Genomic DNA, 18,828 nt, shown 5'->3' with positions numbered 1-18,828 from the left:
CTATAAGTATCTTTGTTCGAATACATTTTATATACTATTAATTATCCAAATAATAAATGTGATATAAACGGTTGTTTTAAGACGTGTTTTTTATTGAAATCTTATTTGAGTTCATTTTATTCGGGTTTGAATCGTATAAAATCGTCGATTAGATTTAATTTTACGCAACAAGTAAATAAATAATAGATTTTCATTCGAACTGATTGTTTTAAGACTGATATAATAAAGACTATTATTTATTATACGTGTTACACATATTTGTAATTATTTTAAATAAAAAAAACATGAATAAGAAAACATTAGTTATTGGAGCTTCGTTAAACCCTTCAAGATATTCTAACGTTGCGATTAAAAGATTGGTTGGCGCAAACCAAGACACGGTTGCTTTTGGTTTAAAGGAAGGAACCGTTTCTGGAGTTTCTATAGACACAGAATTGCTTGAATACAAGGACCTTGACACGGTAACCTTATATCTGAATCCAAAAAGACAGACACAGTATTACGATTATATAATTGGCTTAAATCCAAAGCGCGTTATTTTTAATCCAGGTACAGAAAATCCTGAATTGTATTCTCTACTAAAAGAGCGCGGCATCGATTATGAAGTAGCTTGTACTTTAGTCCTGCTTTCTACGAATCAATACTAATCCTAAAAAGGTTAGTAATCCGTTTAGAATTAAAATAAAAAATCCGAATTCGAAACCAAACCATTTTAAACTATTTACACTTATTATGTAGGATAGAATAGGTGATAAGATCGCTATAATGGGAACGATTTTATCTTTTACTTGCCAGTTTGTGAATAATCCAAAACTATATAGTCCTAATAAAGGTCCGTAGGTATATCCTGCAAATACAAACAATTTGGCAATCACACTTTCATCTTGTATGGCATATTTAAATGTTATGATGACCAAGATTAATAAGACCGAAATTAGTACGTGGATACGTTTTCTTATTGCTACCTGTTTTTTGGAGTCGTATTTTTTTTCAATATCTAAAATATCGATACTAAAGGAAGTTGTTAAAGACGTTAAAGCGCTATCTGCACTACTATAAGCAGCGGCAATTAATCCTAAAAGGAAGAAGATAAACACACCGGTTCCTAAATGGTTTTTTGCTAGAATTGGGAATAAATCATCTTTATGAGCGTCAATTCCGTTTTGTTGGGCATATACAGTAAGTAAAAGGCCTAAACTTAAAAATACAAAGTTGGTTATCGTTAACACAATGGTAAACCAAAACATGTTCTTCTGTGCATCTTTAAGCGTTTTACAGGTTAGGTTTTTTTGCATCATATCTTGGTCTAAGCCAGTCATAACGATGGCTATAAATGCACCCGATATAAATTGTTTCCAAAAATAATTGGCTGTTTTAATGTCGTCGAAAAAGAACATTTTAGATAAGTCGCTATCTAATATAAAGTTTAAAGTTGATTTTCCTCCAAGATCTAAATCCTGACTCACGGAGTAAATAGCAACACCTACAGCGATTAACATAAAGAGCGTTTGTAATGTATCTGTCCAAACAATGGTTTTAATACCCGATTTAAAGGTGTATAACCATATCAGTAAAACGGTGATCGTAACGGTTTGCCAAAACTGAATACCTAAATCGTCGAATAAAATAATTTGTAGGACGTTGGCGACTAAAAACAATCTAAAGCTAGCACCAATAATTCTTGAAATTAAAAAGAATGAAGCACCTGTTTTATAAGAATAATTTCCAAATCTGGTTTCTAAATAAGTATAAATAGAGGTTAGGTTGAGTTTGTAGTATAGTGGCAATAAAACGGTACCAATAACAAGATACCCTACAATATAGCCAAAAACGACCTGCATATAACTAAACTGCGATGCTTCTATCCAGCCTGGAACCGAAATAAAAGTAACTCCGGAAAGTGAGGCACCAATCATACCAAAAGCCACAACGTACCAAGGCGATTGTTTATTTCCTTTAAAAAAAGCATTGTTATCGGTCTTTTTTCCGGTGATGTAAGAGATTAAAATTAGCACACCAAAATAGGCGGCAATAAGTAAAATAATTTGAGTAGCGCTCATAATTTCGTTTTCGCAGACCAAAATACAAATTCCAATGTTATAAGAACAAATCTTAAAACTAAAATTGTAAATTTGACCCTTATGGAATTTTCTTCAAAATTACTTGAAAAGGCAGTGAACGAGATGTCGCAATTACCAGGTGTTGGAAAACGCACTGCATTGCGCTTGGTTTTACATTTATTACGCCAACCAGAATCTCAAACCGTACAATTGGCACAAGCCTTATTAAACATGCGTACCGAGATTAAGTTTTGTAAATCATGCAATAATATTAGCGATAATGTGTTATGTGAAATATGTGCTAACCCACGACGACAAGAAGAAATTATTTGTGTGGTAGAAGATATTCGCGATGTTATGGCTATAGAAAACACGAGCTCTTTTAAAGGATTGTATCATGTGTTAGGAGGTAAAATTTCTCCTATGGATGGTATTGGTCCGCACGATTTAAACATTAATCCTTTAGTAAATAAGATAAAAGAAGGGCGAGTAAAAGAACTTATATTTGCACTAAGTCCGACTATGGAAGGCGATACCACCAATTTTTATATTTTTAAACAGATTCAAGACTTGGACGTTGTTACATCTACAATAGCTAGAGGTATTTCTATAGGAGACGAATTGGAATATGCAGATGAGGTTACTCTTGGAAGAAGTATTTTAAACCGGATTCCTTTTGAAGGCTCACTAAAATCTTAAAGTCGTTTGAAGCTGTCCATTGTTATTTTAAACTATAATGTGCGCCATTTTTTAGAGCTCTGTCTAAAAAGTGTACAAGAAGCCATCTCTACTATTGATGCTGAAATTATTGTTGTCGATAATCAATCGTCTGATGATAGCTGTCAAATGGTTAAATCCCGATTTCCGAAAGTTAAATTAATTGAAAACACTACCAATTTTGGATTCTCAAAAGGAAATAATATAGGTGTTTCCGAAGCTAAAGGCGAATATGTTTGTGTTCTTAATCCAGACACAGTTGTTACGGAGGACACTTTTTTATCTGTTTTATATTTTGCGGACAAGCAAGCTAATTTAGGTATTGTTGGTTGCAAGCTTATAGATGGAACAGGAGCCTTTTTACCAGAAAGTAAACGTCATGTGCCCACTCCTAAAGTCGCATTAAAAAAAATTTTAGGTAAAACAGGTTCTTATTATGCCAATCATTTAGAAGAAAACGATATTGGCCCAGTTTCTATTTTAGTAGGTGCTTTTATGGTTATGAAACGGGACGTTTATAATACCGTAAATGGTTTCGATGAGGATTACTTTATGTATGCGGAAGATATAGATTTATCGTATAAAACCATACAAGCAGGATTTCAAAATTATTATTTTGGAGCAACGACTGTTATCCATTATAAAGGAGAGAGTACATGTAGAAATCAAGATTATGCTAAGCGATTTAATGGTGCGATGCAAATCTTTTATAAGAAACATTTTAATAAAAGTATTCTGGTAGAATCTTTAATTTCTTTAGGAGTTAAAGGATTAGTACTTTTAAATTTGCAACCCTCGGTAGAAAAACGAGATGTAAAATCTATAGTATTAGTCTCGGATCAAGAGAATAAATTAATAGAATCGGTATTACCTTTTCCACTGGTTTTAAAATCCCAAATTGAATCTATAGAGCAAAATCAGCAATTGATTTTAGATAATAACGTCTTGACATTTAGACAGATTGTTTCAATTCTGGAAGCACATGGAAATAATAAGACGTTAACGTATCGGATTCTTCCAAAGGGATGTAATTTTCTGATTGGTAGTGATAATGCCGTGTCTAGGGGAATTGTTATACATTTTTAGTACCTTTGTGTAATAATTTCTGAATAAAAATTAAGTAAATTTTATTGCATATAATTAGGTGAAAAACGTATTTATGTGTTAATTTCGCAATAATAATTTAAAAAATAGCTTTACGTTAATAATATGGCAAAATTTGAACTGAAATTACCTAAAATGGGAGAAAGTGTTGCAGAAGCAACGATAACTTCATGGTTAAAGGAAGTTGGAGAAACTATAGAGGCCGACGAGGCTGTTCTAGAAATAGCAACAGATAAGGTTGATAGTGAAGTCCCGAGTGAAATGGAAGGCGTACTATTAGAAAAATTATTTGAAGTTGATGATGTCGTTCAAGTAGGTCAAACTATTGCAATTATTGAAATCTCAGGTGAAGGAGATGCTGTTTCTGAAGCGGATAGTGTTGTTGAAGATACTGTTTCGGAACCAGAAGAAGTAGAAGCTTTAGAAAAAAGAGTTTCAGATGCAAAAGAAGCTGTTACAAGTACAGTGGTATCTAGCGAAGATCGTTTCTATTCGCCCTTAGTAAAAAATATTGCAAAAGCAGAAGGTATAGAGCAATCAGAATTGGATAGCGTTTCTGGAACAGGACTAGATGGTCGTGTTACAAAAGCGGATATTCTTAAGTATATCGAAAACAGAGGAAGTACACCTTCAGTTTCGACTCCTGTAAATAATACTAAACCACAGCACATTGCTGCGCCAGTGGTAAATAATACGGTAACTACAGAAACGCCTGTAATTTCTTCAGGAAGTGATGAGGTTATCGAGATGTCTAGAATGGGTAAATTAGTAGCGAACCATATGGTGGAATCTGCTAAAACATCTGTTCATGTACAAAGTTTTATTGAAGTCGATGTAACAAATATATGGAATTGGAGAAAGAAAGTTAAAGATGAATTCTTTAAGCGCGAAGGAGAAAACTTAACGTTTACACCCATTTTTATGGAAGCTGTAGCGAAATCTTTACGCGATTTCCCAATGATTAATATTTCTTTTCAAGACGGAAAGGTTATTAAAAAGAAAAATATCAATTTAGGAATGGCGGCGGCTTTACCTGATGGTAATTTAATTGTACCGGTTATAAAAAATGCCGATCAGTTAAACCTTATCGGAATGACCAAAAACGTAAATGATTTGGCCAAACGAGCAAGAAGTAATAAGTTAAAACCAGACGATATTCAAGACGGGACATACACCGTTACAAATATTGGATCTTTTGGTAGTATTATGGGAACGCCAATCATTAATCAACCACAAGTTGCTATTTTAGCTTTAGGCGCGATACGTAAAGTGCCTGCGGTAATAGAAACCCCTCAAGGTGATTTTATAGGCATACGTTACAAAATGTTTTTATCACATTCTTACGATCATCGTGTTGTTAATGGAGCACAAGGTGGATTGTTTATTAAAGCCGTAAAAGATTATTTAGAGGCTTGGGATATTAACCAAGTTATTTAAAATAAGTAACCTTATAAAATGAAGCCCAACTGAATTCAGTTGGGTTTTTTTGTTTTTCACGACTAACATTTACTAAATTTACATTTTAATAAAAATTATTTAAATGAATCTCAATCTTAAAAAACCCATTTGTTTTTTCGATCTGGAAACAACGGGAATCAATATATCTAAGGATAGAATTGTAGAAATAGCAATTTTAAAAGTATTTCCCGACGGAAAGGAAGAGTCTAAAACATGGGTTGTAAATCCAGAAATGCCAATTCCAGCAGAGGTTACCGAAATTCATGGTATTTCTGATGCAGATGTGGCAGATGCTCCAACATTTAAAATGTTAGCAAAAGAAATTTATACCTTGATTAAAGATTCAGATTTAGGTGGGTTTAATTCTAACCGTTTCGATATTCCTCTTTTAGCAGAAGAAATGCTTCGTGCAGAGATCGATTTTGATATTAAAAGTAATTTAGCTATCGATGTGCAAACAATCTTTCATAAAATGGAACAGCGTACTCTAGTTGCCGCTTATAAATTCTATTGTGGTAAAGATTTAGAAAACGCACATAGTGCAGCAGCAGATACTTTAGCGACTTACGAAGTGTTAAAAGCTCAAGTAGAAAAATACGACGAGTTAGAAAACGACACTAAGTTTCTTTCAGAATTTAGCAGTAGAAAACAATTCGCTGATTTCGCAGGTTTCTTAGTCTTTAACGAAGACGGGGAAGAGTGTTTTGCATTCGGGAAGCATAAGAACAAAAGAGTTGTGGACGTGTTAACTGATGAGCCTGGTTACTTTGGATGGATCTTAAATGCCGATTTTCCATTGTATACTAAAAAGGTGCTTACAGCCATAAAATTAAGAAGTTTTAATAATAAGTTGAATTAATATTAATACCCTCCCCAAATGAAACTTATTTGTATAGGTAGGAATTATACCGAACATATAGCAGAGTTACAAAATGAAAAACCAACAGATCCTGTTGTGTTTTTAAAACCAGATACGGCAATTCTCTTAAAAAAACAGCCGTTTTTTATCCCTGATTTTTCGAATGACGTCCATTATGAAGTTGAGGTTTTAGTTAAAATTAATAAAGTAGGGAAGTATATCGATAAGAAATTTGCGCATAAGTATTATGATGAAATTGGATTAGGAATAGACTTTACAGCAAGAGATTTACAAGCTAAATTAAAAGCAAAAGGCTTACCTTGGGAAAAAGCAAAAGCTTTTGACGGCGCTGCTGTTGTCGGAAAATGGTTGCCAAAAAGCGACTTTGAAGACTTAAATCAGATAAATTTCTCATTAAATAAGAACGAAGAAACGGTACAAAACGGAAATACAAGTCATATGCTCTGGAAAATAGACGAGCTGATAGAATGTGTTTCAAAATATTTCACTTTAAAGATTGGAGATATTATATTTACTGGAACACCTGCTGGAGTTGGGCCCGTTGCCCCTAACGATGTCTTAAAAGGATTTATAGAGGATAAAGAACTTTTTTCAATTACTGTAAAATAATTATGGAGCAATATTATAAATTAGATAGAGTAAAGGAATTAGCAGATAATGACCAAGATTTTATCCACGCCTTGGCCTTAACGTTCATCGATGAGGTCCCTGAGGATTTAGAGGTTTTAAAAGTAGCTGTTCAAGACAAAGATTACTATAACGCGTATCAGTTAGCACATAAATTAAAACCAACAGTAGATTTGTTCGAACTAGGCGTTTTAGACGATGTTATAACAGTTCAAGACTGGGGGAAATTAGAACAGACAGATGTAGATATAACACCTGTTTTTAGTAAAGTCGTTGTCGCAATAGAGGCAGCGGTTTCAGAAATAAAATCAGATTTCGATATTTAATAATGCAAGCAGAAATTATTACAATTGGAGATGAAATACTCATTGGCCAAATTTTAGATACAAATTCAGCTTATATAGCCAAAGCACTTAATAAAATAGGTGTTTCTGTATATCAAATCACTTCAGTGCAAGATGATAAAACACATATTCTAAAAGCATTAAAAGAGGCTGAAGAAAATGCTAATATTATCATTATAACAGGAGGATTAGGACCTACAAAAGATGATATTACGAAGCATACTTTAGCAGAATATTTTAATGACACTTTAAAGATAGATGAAGGTGTTTTAGAGCATGTGCGCAGTTTTTTTGCAAAAATATCGTCTAAACCCATGTTGCAAGTCAATGTAAATCAGGCTTTGGTACCCACTAAAGCAACCGTTTTACATAATGAATACGGTACAGCACCAGGCATGTGGATTGAGCAAAATTCTAAAGTATTTGTGTCGTTACCTGGCGTGCCTTTCGAGATGGAAGGTTTGATCGATTCCGATGTTATTCCTAGAATTCAGAAGAAATATAAGTGTCCGTTTATCATGCATAAAACGTACATGACGTATGGTTTGGGGGAAAGTTCTTTAGCAGAGCGCATAGAGGCTTGGGAAGATGCTTTACCAAAGGAAATTAAACTCGCTTACTTACCAAATATTGGAAAAGTGCGTTTGCGATTATCGGCAAAAGGATTAGATAAAGAATTTATTCTTTCGGAAATGGATCGACAAGAGAAACTCTTAATGCCTCAAATAAAAGATGTATTTGTGGGGATTGAAGGTTTCGAAGGAACCATGGAAGAGCAAATAGGAAAAACTCTAACTGTTTTGGGGCAAACATTGTCCACTGCAGAAAGCTGTACAGGAGGGAGAATCGCAGAACAATTTACATCGCATCCTGGTGCATCAGAATATTTTAAAGGAGGTTTAGTAAGTTATGCCACTGAAGCTAAAATAGATATTTTAAATATTTCAGAATCCTTAATTTCTGAACATTCAGTAGTGAGTGCAGAAGTTGCGGAAGCGATGGCAGAACGTGCTTTAAAAATGTTTAAATCGGATTATGCAATCGCAACGACTGGTAATGCCGGTCCTACAAAAGCGACAGATAAAGAAGAACTTGGAACAGTATTTATAGCAATTGCTTCAAAAACAGGAGTATATTCAGAGAAATTTAACCTTGGGAATTTAAGAATTAAAGTAGTTAATAGGGCGGTAGACAAGGCGTTACAAATGCTTCAAAAAGAAATTTTAAAAAATAGATGTTAATTAAGTTGTTATAACACAAACAATTCGTATATTTGCACCTCGTTTTGAAATAACAATATTAAAGTTTAGAAAGAATGTCAAGAGTTTGTGAACTTACAGGTAAGAAGGCAATGGTAGGGAATAATGTATCTCACGCTATGAATAAAACTAAACGCAGATTTGATGCGAATTTAGTTAAAAAGCGTTTTTATATTCCTGAAGAAGATAAGTGGGTAACTTTAAAAGTATCTACATCAGCATTGAAAACCATCAACAAAATAGGAATTTCAGCTGCTATAAAAGAAGCTAAATCTAAAGGGTTTTTAAAATAAGCCTCTTATAAAATAATAGAACAATGGCAAAGAAAGGTAACAGAGTCCAAGTAATATTAGAGTGCACAGAGCACAAAGAATCTGGGGTGGCAGGAACTTCTAGATATATTACTACAAAAAACAAGAAAAATACTCCGGATAGAATGGAAATTAAAAAATTCAACCCTATCTTGAAGAAAATGACTGTTCATAAAGAAATAAAATAATTGAGTCATGGCAAAGAAATCAGTAGCAACATTACAAACAGGATCTAAAAGATTAACTAAAGCTATAAAAATGGTAAAGTCTGATAAAACAGGCGCTTACACTTTTGTAGAAGCTATCATGGCTCCTGAACAAGTAACAGACTTCTTGAGTAAAAAATAATTATATTTTTTATCAGAAAAGATATTTAAGCTGCTTTCTATTAAGAAAGCAGCTTTTGTTTTATATTTACATTTGAAATGATGACAAAATTTCTGCTTTTTAAAGTTGGTAGATATTTTGCATTAAGAGTTTTAAAAAGTTACTAGCTGTAAAAGGGTAGTATAACCATACTTATTTGCATAAATTCTAAATGATAACCAATGAGCTTTTTTAAAAAAATATTTTCTTCAGAAAAAAAGGAAACTTTAGACAAGGGTTTAGAAAAATCTAAGACTAATTTTTTTGATAAATTAAGTAAAGCAGTTGCTGGAAAATCTAAAGTCGATGATGATGTTTTAGATAATCTAGAAGAAATTTTAGTGTCTAGTGATGTTGGTGTAAATACAACTTTAAAGATTATTACACGTATTGAAGCGCGTGTAGAAAAGGATAAATATTTAGGGACAGCCGAACTTAATAAAATCCTTCGTGAAGAAATTGCAGGTTTACTATCCGAAACAAACTCTGGAGAAGATACTGAATTTAAAATTCCTGAAAATAAAAAACCATACGTAATCATGGTTGTTGGTGTTAATGGCGCTGGTAAAACAACTACGATTGGGAAGCTTGCATATCAGTTTAAAAAGCAGGGGCTTAATGTGGTTCTAGGAGCAGCAGATACGTTTAGAGCAGCAGCTATCGATCAGTTACAAGTTTGGGCAGATCGTGTAGATGTGCCTATTGTAAAACAAGACATGGGGAGTGATCCCGCATCGGTTGCTTTCGATGCTTTAGAATCTGGCGTGTCTCAAAATGCAGATGTTATTATAATAGATACTGCGGGCCGTTTACACAACAAGATTAATTTAATGAACGAATTAACTAAAGTGAAACGTGTCATGCAAAAAGTAATTGTCGATGCACCGCACGATGTGTTGTTGGTTTTAGATGGATCAACAGGTCAGAATGCATTCGAACAAGCTAAGCAATTTACAGCAGCTACAGAAGTAACTTCACTAGCCGTTACAAAACTAGATGGCACCGCAAAAGGTGGAGTTGTGATTGGTATTAGCGATCAGTTTAAAATTCCTGTAAAATACATTGGAGTGGGAGAAGGCATGAACGATTTACAAGTATTTAATAAATATGAATTTGTAGATTCTTTCTTTAAATAGGAATTATCTTATAAAATATTCTAAAAGCCTCGATACATTTAATGTATCGAGGCTTTTTTTTGTTTTTATTAATATACATTCAATTCTTTAATCCTAAATCATTACGTATCTTTGCACACTGAAATTTTGATATGAGAACTAAATCACTTAAAAAGAATAAAATCAACGTAGTAACTCTTGGTTGTAGTAAGAATGTTTACGACAGCGAAGTGTTAATGGGACAGCTTAAAGCTAGTGGAAAAGATGTTGTACATGAAGAGGAAGGTAATATCGTTGTAATTAATACATGCGGTTTTATTAATAATGCAAAGGAAGAAAGTGTGAATACCATTTTAGAATTCATGCAGAAAAAAGAAGATGGTGAAGTAGATAAAGTGTTTGTTACAGGATGTTTGTCTGAACGTTATAAGCCAGATTTACAGAAGGAAATTCCGAATGTAGATGAATACTTTGGAACGACAGAATTACCTGCCTTATTGAAAGCATTAGGAGCAGACTATAAGCATGAATTAATTGGTGAACGTTTAACGACGACGCCTAAGAATTATGCGTATTTAAAAATTGCTGAAGGTTGCGATAGACCATGTAGTTTCTGTGCGATTCCGATTATGAGAGGTAAACACAAGTCTACCCCAATTGAAGAAATCGTTATTGAAGCTGAAAAATTAGTGGCTAAAGGTGTGAAAGAATTAATTCTGATCGCTCAAGATTTAACATACTACGGATTAGATATTTATAAAAAACGTAACCTTGCCGAATTGCTTGAAGCTTTAGTGAAAGTTGATGGTGTAGAGTGGATTCGTTTACATTATGCATTCCCAACGGGATTCCCAATGGATGTGTTAGATATCATGAATCGTGAACCGAAGATCTGTAATTATATAGATATTCCATTACAGCATATATCAGATCGTATTCTTAAAAGTATGCGTCGTGGTACAACTCAAGAAAAAACGACTAAATTATTAAAAGACTTCAGAAAAGCGGTGCCTAACATGACCATTCGTACTACACTTATTGTGGGGTATCCTGGTGAAACTGAAGAAGATTATCAGACCTTAAAACAATGGGTTCAAGATATGCGTTTCGAACGTTTAGGCTGTTTTACTTATTCTCATGAAGAAAACACGCATGCCTATTTATTAGAAGATGATGTTCCTGAAGAGGTGAAGCAAGAACGTGCAAATGAGATCATGGAAATTCAATCGCAAATTTCTTGGGAGTTAAATCAAGCGAAAATCGGACAAGAATTTAAAGTGGTTATCGATCGTAAAGAAGGTAATTATTTTGTTGGACGTACCGAATTTGATTCTCCAGATGTGGATAACGAAGTTTTAATTGATGCGACTGAGACCTATTTAAAAACGGGTGAATTTGCTCAAGTTGTGATTACAGAAGCTGCAGATTTCGATTTGTATGCGGAAGTCGCTAAATAGACTTAAAAATATATTAGTAAATAAGGTGTTTTAATGTAAGTTAAAGCACCTTATTTCGTTTAAAGATCTATTGTTAGCGATACAATAATCTTAACTAATTTTTTAGAATTGAAAATTCTAATAACTGTATATTTACAATAAATTGAAAGTTTTATGCCAACTGACTGTATTCCGTTTAGAGATACCCAATATTTTTCATCACTAATTTGTGATTATTTAGAAGAAAAGCCTGAGTTAAAGCCGTTTTATAATCGGTTTCCGAAGCTTGAAAATTTCGAAGCTCAGATAAAAGAAAAATCGGATTTTAAAGGGTTGTCAGCATCTCATAGACAAGTTTTAGCATCGGTATTGGAACAACAATATTCCGATTTAAAAGCTTCGGAAGCTACGCAATTAAATATTTCACTTTTAAAAGAGGCGAATACATTTACTGTTACAACTGGGCATCAGTTAAATTTATTCACCGGCCCTTTATATTTTTTATATAAAATTGTATCAACCATAAATCTAACTAAAGAATTGAAGGTTGCATACCCAAATCAACATTTTGTGCCTATTTATTGGATGGCTACAGAAGATCATGATTTCGACGAAATAAATTACTTCAACTTTAAAGGAAAAAAAATTCAATGGAACCGTGCAGATGGTGGTGCTGTAGGTGAATTTTCTACAGAGGGATTAGAAGATGTTTTCGAATTATATACAAAAGAACTAGGAGTTGGTAAAGCGGCAGACGAGTTAAGAACATTGTTTTCAGAAGCGTATTTAAATCACGATAACCTTGCCGATGCCACACGATTTTTGGCTGACACTTTGTTTTCAGATTTAGGTTTAGTTATTCTAGATGGTAATGATCGCGAGTTGAAACGTGCCTTTATTCCGTATATAGAACAGGATATTTTGTTGCAAACTTCGTCTCAAGAAGTCTCTAAAACAAATACATTATTAGCAAATATTCCGAATACTCATTATAATATTCAGGTAAATCCTAGAGAGATTAATCTGTTTTATTTATCAAAAGATAGTCGTGAACGTATCATTTTTGAAGATGATATCTATAAGGTTATTGATACCAATATCACCTTTACTAAAGCAGAAATTCTAAAAGAAATTCATGAATTTCCAGAACGTTTTTCGCCAAATGTAATTATGCGTCCTTTATTTCAGGAAGTGGTTTTACCAAACTTGTGTTATATCGGTGGAGGTGGAGAATTGGCATATTGGCTTCAGTTAAAAGATTATTTTGAAGCCGTAAAAGTCCCATTTCCGATGTTGTTGTTAAGAAATTCTGTACTTATTAAAACGCAGCAACAAACTAAGAAATTAGAAAAACTAAACATTTCAAATCGTGATTTGTTTTATAAGCGAGATACATTTATTAACAAAAAGGTGAGACGTATCTCGAATATAGATATCGACTTTTCTAAGCAAAAGAAACATTTACAAGAGCAATTTAGTGAAATGTACGCCTTAGCAGAACAAACCGATGCCTCTTTTGTTGGCGCAGTGAAAGCTCAAGAACATAAGCAAATCAAAGGTTTAGAGCATTTAGAAAAACGGCTATTAAAAGCTCAAAAAAAGAAATTGGCAGATCAAGTATCTCGTATGACCGATTTGCAAAATCAATTATTTCCGAATCAAAGTTTGCAAGAGCGTGCTGTTAACTTCTCTGAACTATATCTTGAGTTTGGAGACCAATTAATCCCTAAGTTAGTGTTAGATTTGCAACCATTAAATCAAGAATTTTTAATACTGAATTTGTGAAAAATAGCATGCATAAAGTAGATATGGATTTGGTTGAAATGACACTAGATGTCATGAAATATGCCATTGAAAGAATTTCTACTACCGAAAGAAAGATTGGAAAACCATTAAAATCAGAAGAATTAAAGGCTTTAGTTGGAGAAACAGTTACCGAAGAAGGCATTGGTGGAGAAGTCGCTTTTAATTTGTGGAAAAAACATTTGTCCACAGCTAATGTACCTGTAGATCATCCACGAAACCTTGCTTTTGTGCCTGCAGCACCTACACGTGCCGCGGTTATGTTTGACCTAGTAACATCGGCTTCAAGTATTCATGGAGCCTACTGGATGGAAGGTGCAGGTGGAATTTTCTGTGAAAATGAAGCGATGAAATGGATTGTATCTTTAACAGGAATGCCAGAAGGTGCCTTTGGTGTGTTTACTAGTGGAGGAACAGCAGCAAATCTATCGGCCATAGTTACAGCTAGAGAAAACTGGAGGAGTATTAATGCAGCTCATAAAAGAGAAAAAGGATTAATTATTACGTCTATTGGCGCACACTCGTCTATTAAGGCAATGGCAAAAGTAGCCGATATAGACGTGTTATTAGTAGATACTGAAGACCGTTTAGAAGGTGCAGCATTAAAGGATACTATTAATAGTTTAACGCCGGACGAGCGTGAGCGTTTATTCGCTGTCGTTGCAACAGGAGGAACAACAAATGCTGGGATAATAGACGATTTGGAAGGGATTTCGGCCATTTGTAATACTGAAAATTTATGGTTGCATGTCGATGCCGCTTATGGAGGAGGTGCTTTGGCAGCCGATTCTGTTAGACATTTATTTAACGGTATAGAAAACGCAGATAGTATTACAATCGATCCTCATAAATGGATGTTTTCGCCTTACGATTGTGGAGCCGTTTTATATAGAGATCCTGAATTAGCTAAAAATGCACATTCGCAACAAGGATCTTATTTAGATATTTTTAAAGATGAAGGTGCACATGGATTTAATCCTACCGACTATCAAATACAACTAACGCGACGTGTAAGAGGGTTGCCTTTATGGTTTTCTTTAGCAATGCACGGAACAGATCGTTATAAAGTGGCTGTAGAGCGCGGATTAGAATTGGCACAAATAGCAGGGCGATTAATTACGGAACATCCCAATTTAGAATTAGTTAGGGAGCCAAGTTTGTCTTGCGTGTTATATAGAAGAAAAGGTTGGGAACCACAAGATTATACCCATTGGACCTACGAAAATCATGAAAAAGGATTTGCGCTTGTTACGCCTACAAAATGGAAATCTGGAACTACTTACGAAACGGTATCTCGTTTTTGCTTCATAAATCCGGATACAACAGAACAAGATATTGTAGATATATTAAAAACAATGGAATAAAGTTTGTCACAAACTTTTCAAATAAAATTTAAATATTATTTTTGCGCATGCAACACGACAAGGTATTAATATTAGACTTCGGATCGCAATATACTCAGCTTATTGCCCGTAGAGTTCGAGAACTCAACATTTACTCCGAAATAAAACCATTTAACAAGATTCCAACCGATATAGATAGCTATAAAGCTGTTATTTTATCAGGGAGTCCCAACTCTGTTAGAGGAGATAACGCTTTACATCCAGAATTAGAAAATATTCGCGCTAAAAAGCCCATGTTGGCTGTATGTTATGGTGCACAATATTTAGCTCATTTTTCGGGTGGAGAAGTTGCACCATCTAGTACACGAGAATATGGTCGTGCTAATTTATCTTTCATAAAAGAAAATGAAGTGTTTTTTGAAAACATTTCTAAGGGTAGTCAGGTTTGGATGAGTCATAGTGACACCATTAAAACACTACCTACAAATGGCGTTTTAATTGCCAGTACTACAGATGTTGCTAATGCAGCGTACAAAATCGAAGGAGAAGATACTTATGCCATTCAATTTCACCCAGAAGTATATCATTCTACAGATGGGAAGCAATTATTAGAAAACTTTTTAGTAAAAATTTCAGGTCTTAAGCAAGACTGGACACCAGATTCTTTTGTTGAAGAAACCGTTGCTGCCATTCAAGAAAAAGTTGGAAACGATAAAGTTGTTTTAGGATTATCAGGAGGTGTAGATTCTACTGTTGCTGCTGTTCTATTAAACAAAGCGATTGGTGAAAACCTATATTGTATTTTTGTAAACAATGGATTGCTACGTAAAAATGAGTTCGAAAGTGTTTTAAAGCAATACGAAGGGATGGGACTTAATGTAAAAGGTGTAGATGCTTCAGAGCGTTTCCTTAAAGCATTAGTTGGTTTAGAAGATCCAGAGAAAAAACGTAAAGCAATTGGGAATTCATTTATTGAAGTTTTCGATGATGAAGCTCATAAATTAACCGATGTAAAATGGTTGGCGCAAGGAACCATTTATCCAGATGTTATCGAGAGTGTTTCTGCTACAGGAGGACCATCGGCAACGATAAAAAGTCATCATAATGTAGGTGGATTACCGGACTTTATGAAACTTAAAATTGTAGAGCCTCTACGTGCTATCTTTAAAGATGAAGTTAGACGTGTTGGAGCAACTTTAGGTATAGATCCAGAATTATTAGGTCGTCATCCATTCCCAGGTCCAGGACTTGGTATTCGTATTCTTGGTGATATTACGGCAGAAAAAGTGCGTATCTTACAAGAAGTAGATGCAATCTTTATTAACGGATTAAAAGAATGGGGATTATACGATAAAGTATGGCAAGCCGGAGCGATGTTATTACCAGTAAATAGTGTTGGTGTAATGGGAGACGAGCGTACGTACGAAAAATGTGTAGCGCTTAGAGCCGTAGAAAGTACAGATGGTATGACTGCAGATTGGGTTAACTTACCTTACGAATTTTTGCAAAAAACATCTAACGATATAATAAATAAAGTAAAAGGCGTTAATAGAGTAGTGTACGATATTAGTTCTAAGCCACCAGCAACAATAGAGTGGGAATAATAGTCTCATAAATTAATTTATTTTTGAATTAAACCATATTGAATGAAAAAGTTTTTAGTCGTTTTTGTATTACTTTTTATAATGGGAGCTCAAGCATTTGCTCAGAATTATAAAACACATAAAGTAAAACAAAATGAAAAAATAGAAGATATTGCCAAAGTATATATGGTGACGGTTAACGATATTATTACGTTAAATCCCGATGCTAAAAATGGACTTAGAGACAATATGGTTTTAATTATTCCTAAGACAGAGGTTCAGGCAGAACTGAATACGGTTAGGGAAATTACAAGCTACGATCAACATCGTGTAAAACGTAAGCAAACGCTTTATAGCATTGCTAAAGAATACAAAGTTACTGAGGATGATATTAAGAAGGCGAATGTCTTTTTGTATTCAGAACCATTAAAGAAGGGGACTAAAATTAGAATTCCTGTTTTTACAGAAAAGCAAGTTTTAGAAGAAGTCGCAACCGTTGTTGATATAACAAAACCGTATGTCGTTTTACCTAAAGAAGGAAAATGGCGTGTGGCGTATAAATTTGGAATTACAGTTGAAGATTTAGAAGCTTTAAATCCGGAATTAGCTGAATTTTTAAATGTAGGAGACACCATTAGAGTGCCTAATATTCCCGATACTCGTAAAAAGGTGGTCGAAGAAAAATACGATTATTACGAAGTACAACCCAAAGAAGGTTTTTACCGACTTAAAGTTAAGTTAGGATTAGAAAAAGAAGAACTTGAAGCTTTAAACCCAGAATTAGTGGGTGTAGGTTTAAAAGTTGGAATGGTATTAAGAGTGCCTAAAAAAATAGATAATGATGTTGCAGGGATGATTTCTGATCATACTATAGTCGCTTCAGATTTATCTAAAAGAGATTTTAATCGCGGTACCAAACATATTGCGGTTTTAATGCCTTTTAAACTAAATGAAGTGTCATTAGGTTCTGCAGAAGCAACTATGGACCAGATTCGAAAAGATGGTTATTTAAATTTCGCATTAGAATTTCAATCGGGTGTATTGATTGCTTTAGATTCATTAAAATCTTTAGGAATTTCTGTGAAAGTTGATGTTTACGATACAGAAAATAAAACCAGTACAATTGGTGACTTAATTCGTAAACATAATTTCGAAGAATTAGACGCTGTTATTGGTCCGCTTAGTCAAGCTAGTGTAGAGTACACTGCAGAAAGATTGAGTCAGTTTAATATTCCTGTAGTTTCTCCAATTACTAAAACAGTTAAGGTCACAGGAAATACATTTCAGTCTCGACCTGCTGAAGGTTTGTTGAAAAATAAAGTTTTAGATTATTTTAAGGCACGCGATAAATCAACAAATACCATTTTAGTTTTCGATTCGGAAAGTGAAGCTAAAAGTGCATCTTTAAAATCTGCTTTTGTTGGAGCTTCAACCGTGAGATCAAGAAAAGATAAAAAAGGAAAAGATGCCCATTATATTTTGGTAGGTGATATTTCTAAATATTTAAAACCTGGGAAAAACGTAGTGTTTTTAGAAACAAGTACCGATGGTTTTGCATCGAATGTAACAAGTGTTTTAAATTCATTAAATACGGAAGAGGTTCAGATAATATTAACGACTACAGAGATGAATAGTGCATTTGAGGGTAGTGAAATTTCAAATCAGCATTTATCTAATTTACGTTTTCATTTCGCATCTATTTCAAAATCATTTGATGATGATATTCATAATGGTTTCGTAAAGAGCTATACAAAACAATATGGTTTAACGCCAGACAAGATTGCTGTACGTGGTTTTGATCTTACGATGGATGTTGTGCTAAGATTATTAACATCTACAGATTTATACACCTCGACAGGCGATGCACCTTTAACTGAATATGTTGAAAATAAATTCGCTTATAAAAAGACTCCGTTTGGTGGTTATTATAACGACACAGTGTATTTATTGCAATACGACGACTTAAAAATTGTTGAAGTAAAAGAGTAGAAATATGACTTCTAAAGTAACTTATCTTGGTGGTTTACGCACCGAAAATTTACATATCCAATCTGGGAATACCTTTGTTACAGATGCGCCGTTAGATAATAATGGTAAAGGTGAAGCATTTTCTCCTACCGATACTGTAGCTACAGGATTAGCGAGCTGTATGATGACCATGATGGGAATTAAAGCCAATAGTTTAGATGTAGACATGAAAGGCACTACTGCTCAGGTTACTAAAACGATGTCTACAGATCCGAGACGGATTTCAAAAATTGAAGTGGTTTTTAGTTTTCCTTTTCAATCAGATGAAAAGACGCGTAAAATTTTAGAACATACTGCAAATACGTGCCCTGTGCATTACAGTCTTCATCCAGATATAGACAAAGTGATTACTTTTAATTGGAAGTCTATTTAACGACTATTTTTCTCATACATA

19 protein-coding genes are annotated in these 18,828 nt (G+C 34.0%); 18 read left to right on the top strand and 1 reads right to left on the bottom strand.

What is annotated here, in order from left to right; translation table 11 throughout:
* Positions 1 to 284: 284 nt before the first annotated feature.
* A complete protein-coding gene (locus tag ACFFVB_RS07720; protein ID WP_382382136.1) occupies positions 285 to 647 on the top strand; it encodes a CoA-binding protein in 363 nt (120 codons plus the stop codon).
* Here the strand turns inward: ACFFVB_RS07720 and ACFFVB_RS07715 are convergent.
* A complete protein-coding gene (locus ACFFVB_RS07715) occupies positions 618 to 2,060 on the bottom strand; it encodes a sodium:solute symporter (RefSeq protein WP_382382135.1) in 1,443 nt (480 codons plus the stop codon). The genes ACFFVB_RS07720 and ACFFVB_RS07715 overlap by 30 nt on opposite strands.
* Before the next feature lie 81 nt (positions 2,061 to 2,141).
* Between ACFFVB_RS07715 and recR the strand changes: the two genes are divergently transcribed.
* The 17 genes from recR to ACFFVB_RS07630 all read left to right on the top strand — a co-directional run bounded on the left by recR (position 2,142) and on the right by ACFFVB_RS07630 (position 18,807).
* Positions 2,142 to 2,759 carry a recombination mediator RecR gene (gene recR / locus ACFFVB_RS07710; RefSeq protein ID WP_382382134.1) on the top strand — a complete coding sequence of 206 codons (618 nt, stop codon included), beginning with the start codon at positions 2,142 to 2,144 and terminating at the stop codon, positions 2,757 to 2,759.
* Positions 2,760 to 2,765: 6 nt separating this feature from the next.
* On the top strand, positions 2,766 to 3,863 hold the full coding sequence (locus ACFFVB_RS07705; protein WP_382382133.1) for a glycosyltransferase family 2 protein: 1,098 nt from the start codon (positions 2,766 to 2,768) through the stop codon (positions 3,861 to 3,863).
* A 123-nt stretch (positions 3,864 to 3,986) separates the two neighbouring features.
* Entirely contained in the window at positions 3,987 to 5,318 is a 1,332-nt protein-coding gene (locus ACFFVB_RS07700; protein WP_382382132.1) for a dihydrolipoamide acetyltransferase family protein, read from the top strand.
* Positions 5,319 to 5,421: 103 nt separating this feature from the next.
* Entirely contained in the window at positions 5,422 to 6,198 is a 777-nt protein-coding gene (locus ACFFVB_RS07695; RefSeq protein WP_382382131.1) for a 3'-5' exonuclease, read from the top strand.
* Between the two features lie 18 nt (positions 6,199 to 6,216).
* Positions 6,217 to 6,828 (top strand): fumarylacetoacetate hydrolase family protein, encoded by a 612-nt coding sequence (locus ACFFVB_RS07690; protein ID WP_382382130.1) that lies wholly within the window; start codon positions 6,217 to 6,219, stop codon positions 6,826 to 6,828.
* 2 nt (positions 6,829 to 6,830) lie between these two features.
* Complete coding sequence (locus tag ACFFVB_RS07685) at positions 6,831 to 7,172, top strand: Hpt domain-containing protein (RefSeq protein WP_382382129.1); 342 nt, start codon at positions 6,831 to 6,833, stop codon at positions 7,170 to 7,172.
* A gap of 2 nt (positions 7,173 to 7,174) precedes the next feature.
* Positions 7,175 to 8,431 carry a competence/damage-inducible protein A gene (locus tag ACFFVB_RS07680; protein ID WP_382382128.1) on the top strand — a complete coding sequence of 419 codons (1,257 nt, stop codon included), beginning with the start codon at positions 7,175 to 7,177 and terminating at the stop codon, positions 8,429 to 8,431.
* Positions 8,432 to 8,505: 74 nt separating this feature from the next.
* Positions 8,506 to 8,742, top strand: coding sequence for a 50S ribosomal protein L28 (gene rpmB / locus ACFFVB_RS07675; protein ID WP_038527816.1), 237 nt, complete (start codon positions 8,506 to 8,508; stop codon positions 8,740 to 8,742).
* Between the two features lie 23 nt (positions 8,743 to 8,765).
* Positions 8,766 to 8,948, top strand: coding sequence for a 50S ribosomal protein L33 (gene rpmG, locus ACFFVB_RS07670; protein WP_038527818.1), 183 nt, complete (start codon positions 8,766 to 8,768; stop codon positions 8,946 to 8,948).
* 7 nt (positions 8,949 to 8,955) lie between these two features.
* Complete coding sequence (locus ACFFVB_RS07665; RefSeq protein ID WP_382382127.1) at positions 8,956 to 9,108, top strand: DUF4295 domain-containing protein; 153 nt, start codon at positions 8,956 to 8,958, stop codon at positions 9,106 to 9,108.
* A gap of 200 nt (positions 9,109 to 9,308) precedes the next feature.
* Complete coding sequence (gene ftsY / locus ACFFVB_RS07660) at positions 9,309 to 10,262, top strand: signal recognition particle-docking protein FtsY (RefSeq protein WP_382382126.1); 954 nt, start codon at positions 9,309 to 9,311, stop codon at positions 10,260 to 10,262.
* 131 nt (positions 10,263 to 10,393) lie between these two features.
* Entirely contained in the window at positions 10,394 to 11,698 is a 1,305-nt protein-coding gene (gene rimO, locus ACFFVB_RS07655) for a 30S ribosomal protein S12 methylthiotransferase RimO (protein ID WP_382382125.1), read from the top strand.
* 153 nt (positions 11,699 to 11,851) lie between these two features.
* Positions 11,852 to 13,462 (top strand): bacillithiol biosynthesis cysteine-adding enzyme BshC, encoded by a 1,611-nt coding sequence (gene bshC, locus ACFFVB_RS07650; RefSeq protein ID WP_382382124.1) that lies wholly within the window; start codon positions 11,852 to 11,854, stop codon positions 13,460 to 13,462.
* A gap of 8 nt (positions 13,463 to 13,470) precedes the next feature.
* Complete coding sequence (locus ACFFVB_RS07645) at positions 13,471 to 14,844, top strand: pyridoxal phosphate-dependent decarboxylase family protein (RefSeq protein ID WP_382382123.1); 1,374 nt, start codon at positions 13,471 to 13,473, stop codon at positions 14,842 to 14,844.
* A gap of 47 nt (positions 14,845 to 14,891) precedes the next feature.
* Positions 14,892 to 16,427 (top strand): glutamine-hydrolyzing GMP synthase, encoded by a 1,536-nt coding sequence (gene guaA, locus ACFFVB_RS07640; protein WP_382382122.1) that lies wholly within the window; start codon positions 14,892 to 14,894, stop codon positions 16,425 to 16,427.
* A gap of 42 nt (positions 16,428 to 16,469) precedes the next feature.
* Positions 16,470 to 18,395 (top strand): amino acid ABC transporter substrate-binding protein, encoded by a 1,926-nt coding sequence (locus ACFFVB_RS07635; protein WP_382382121.1) that lies wholly within the window; start codon positions 16,470 to 16,472, stop codon positions 18,393 to 18,395.
* 4 nt (positions 18,396 to 18,399) lie between these two features.
* Positions 18,400 to 18,807: an OsmC family protein gene (locus ACFFVB_RS07630; RefSeq protein WP_382382120.1), complete on the top strand. Its 408-nt coding sequence runs from the start codon at positions 18,400 to 18,402 to the stop codon at positions 18,805 to 18,807.
* Positions 18,808 to 18,828: the final 21 nt, after the last annotated feature.

Source organism: Formosa undariae (genome assembly GCF_042427615.1).
Lineage (GTDB): Bacteria > Bacteroidota > Bacteroidia > Flavobacteriales > Flavobacteriaceae > Formosa > Formosa undariae.
This window is presented reverse-complemented; position numbering and strand designations above follow the sequence as displayed.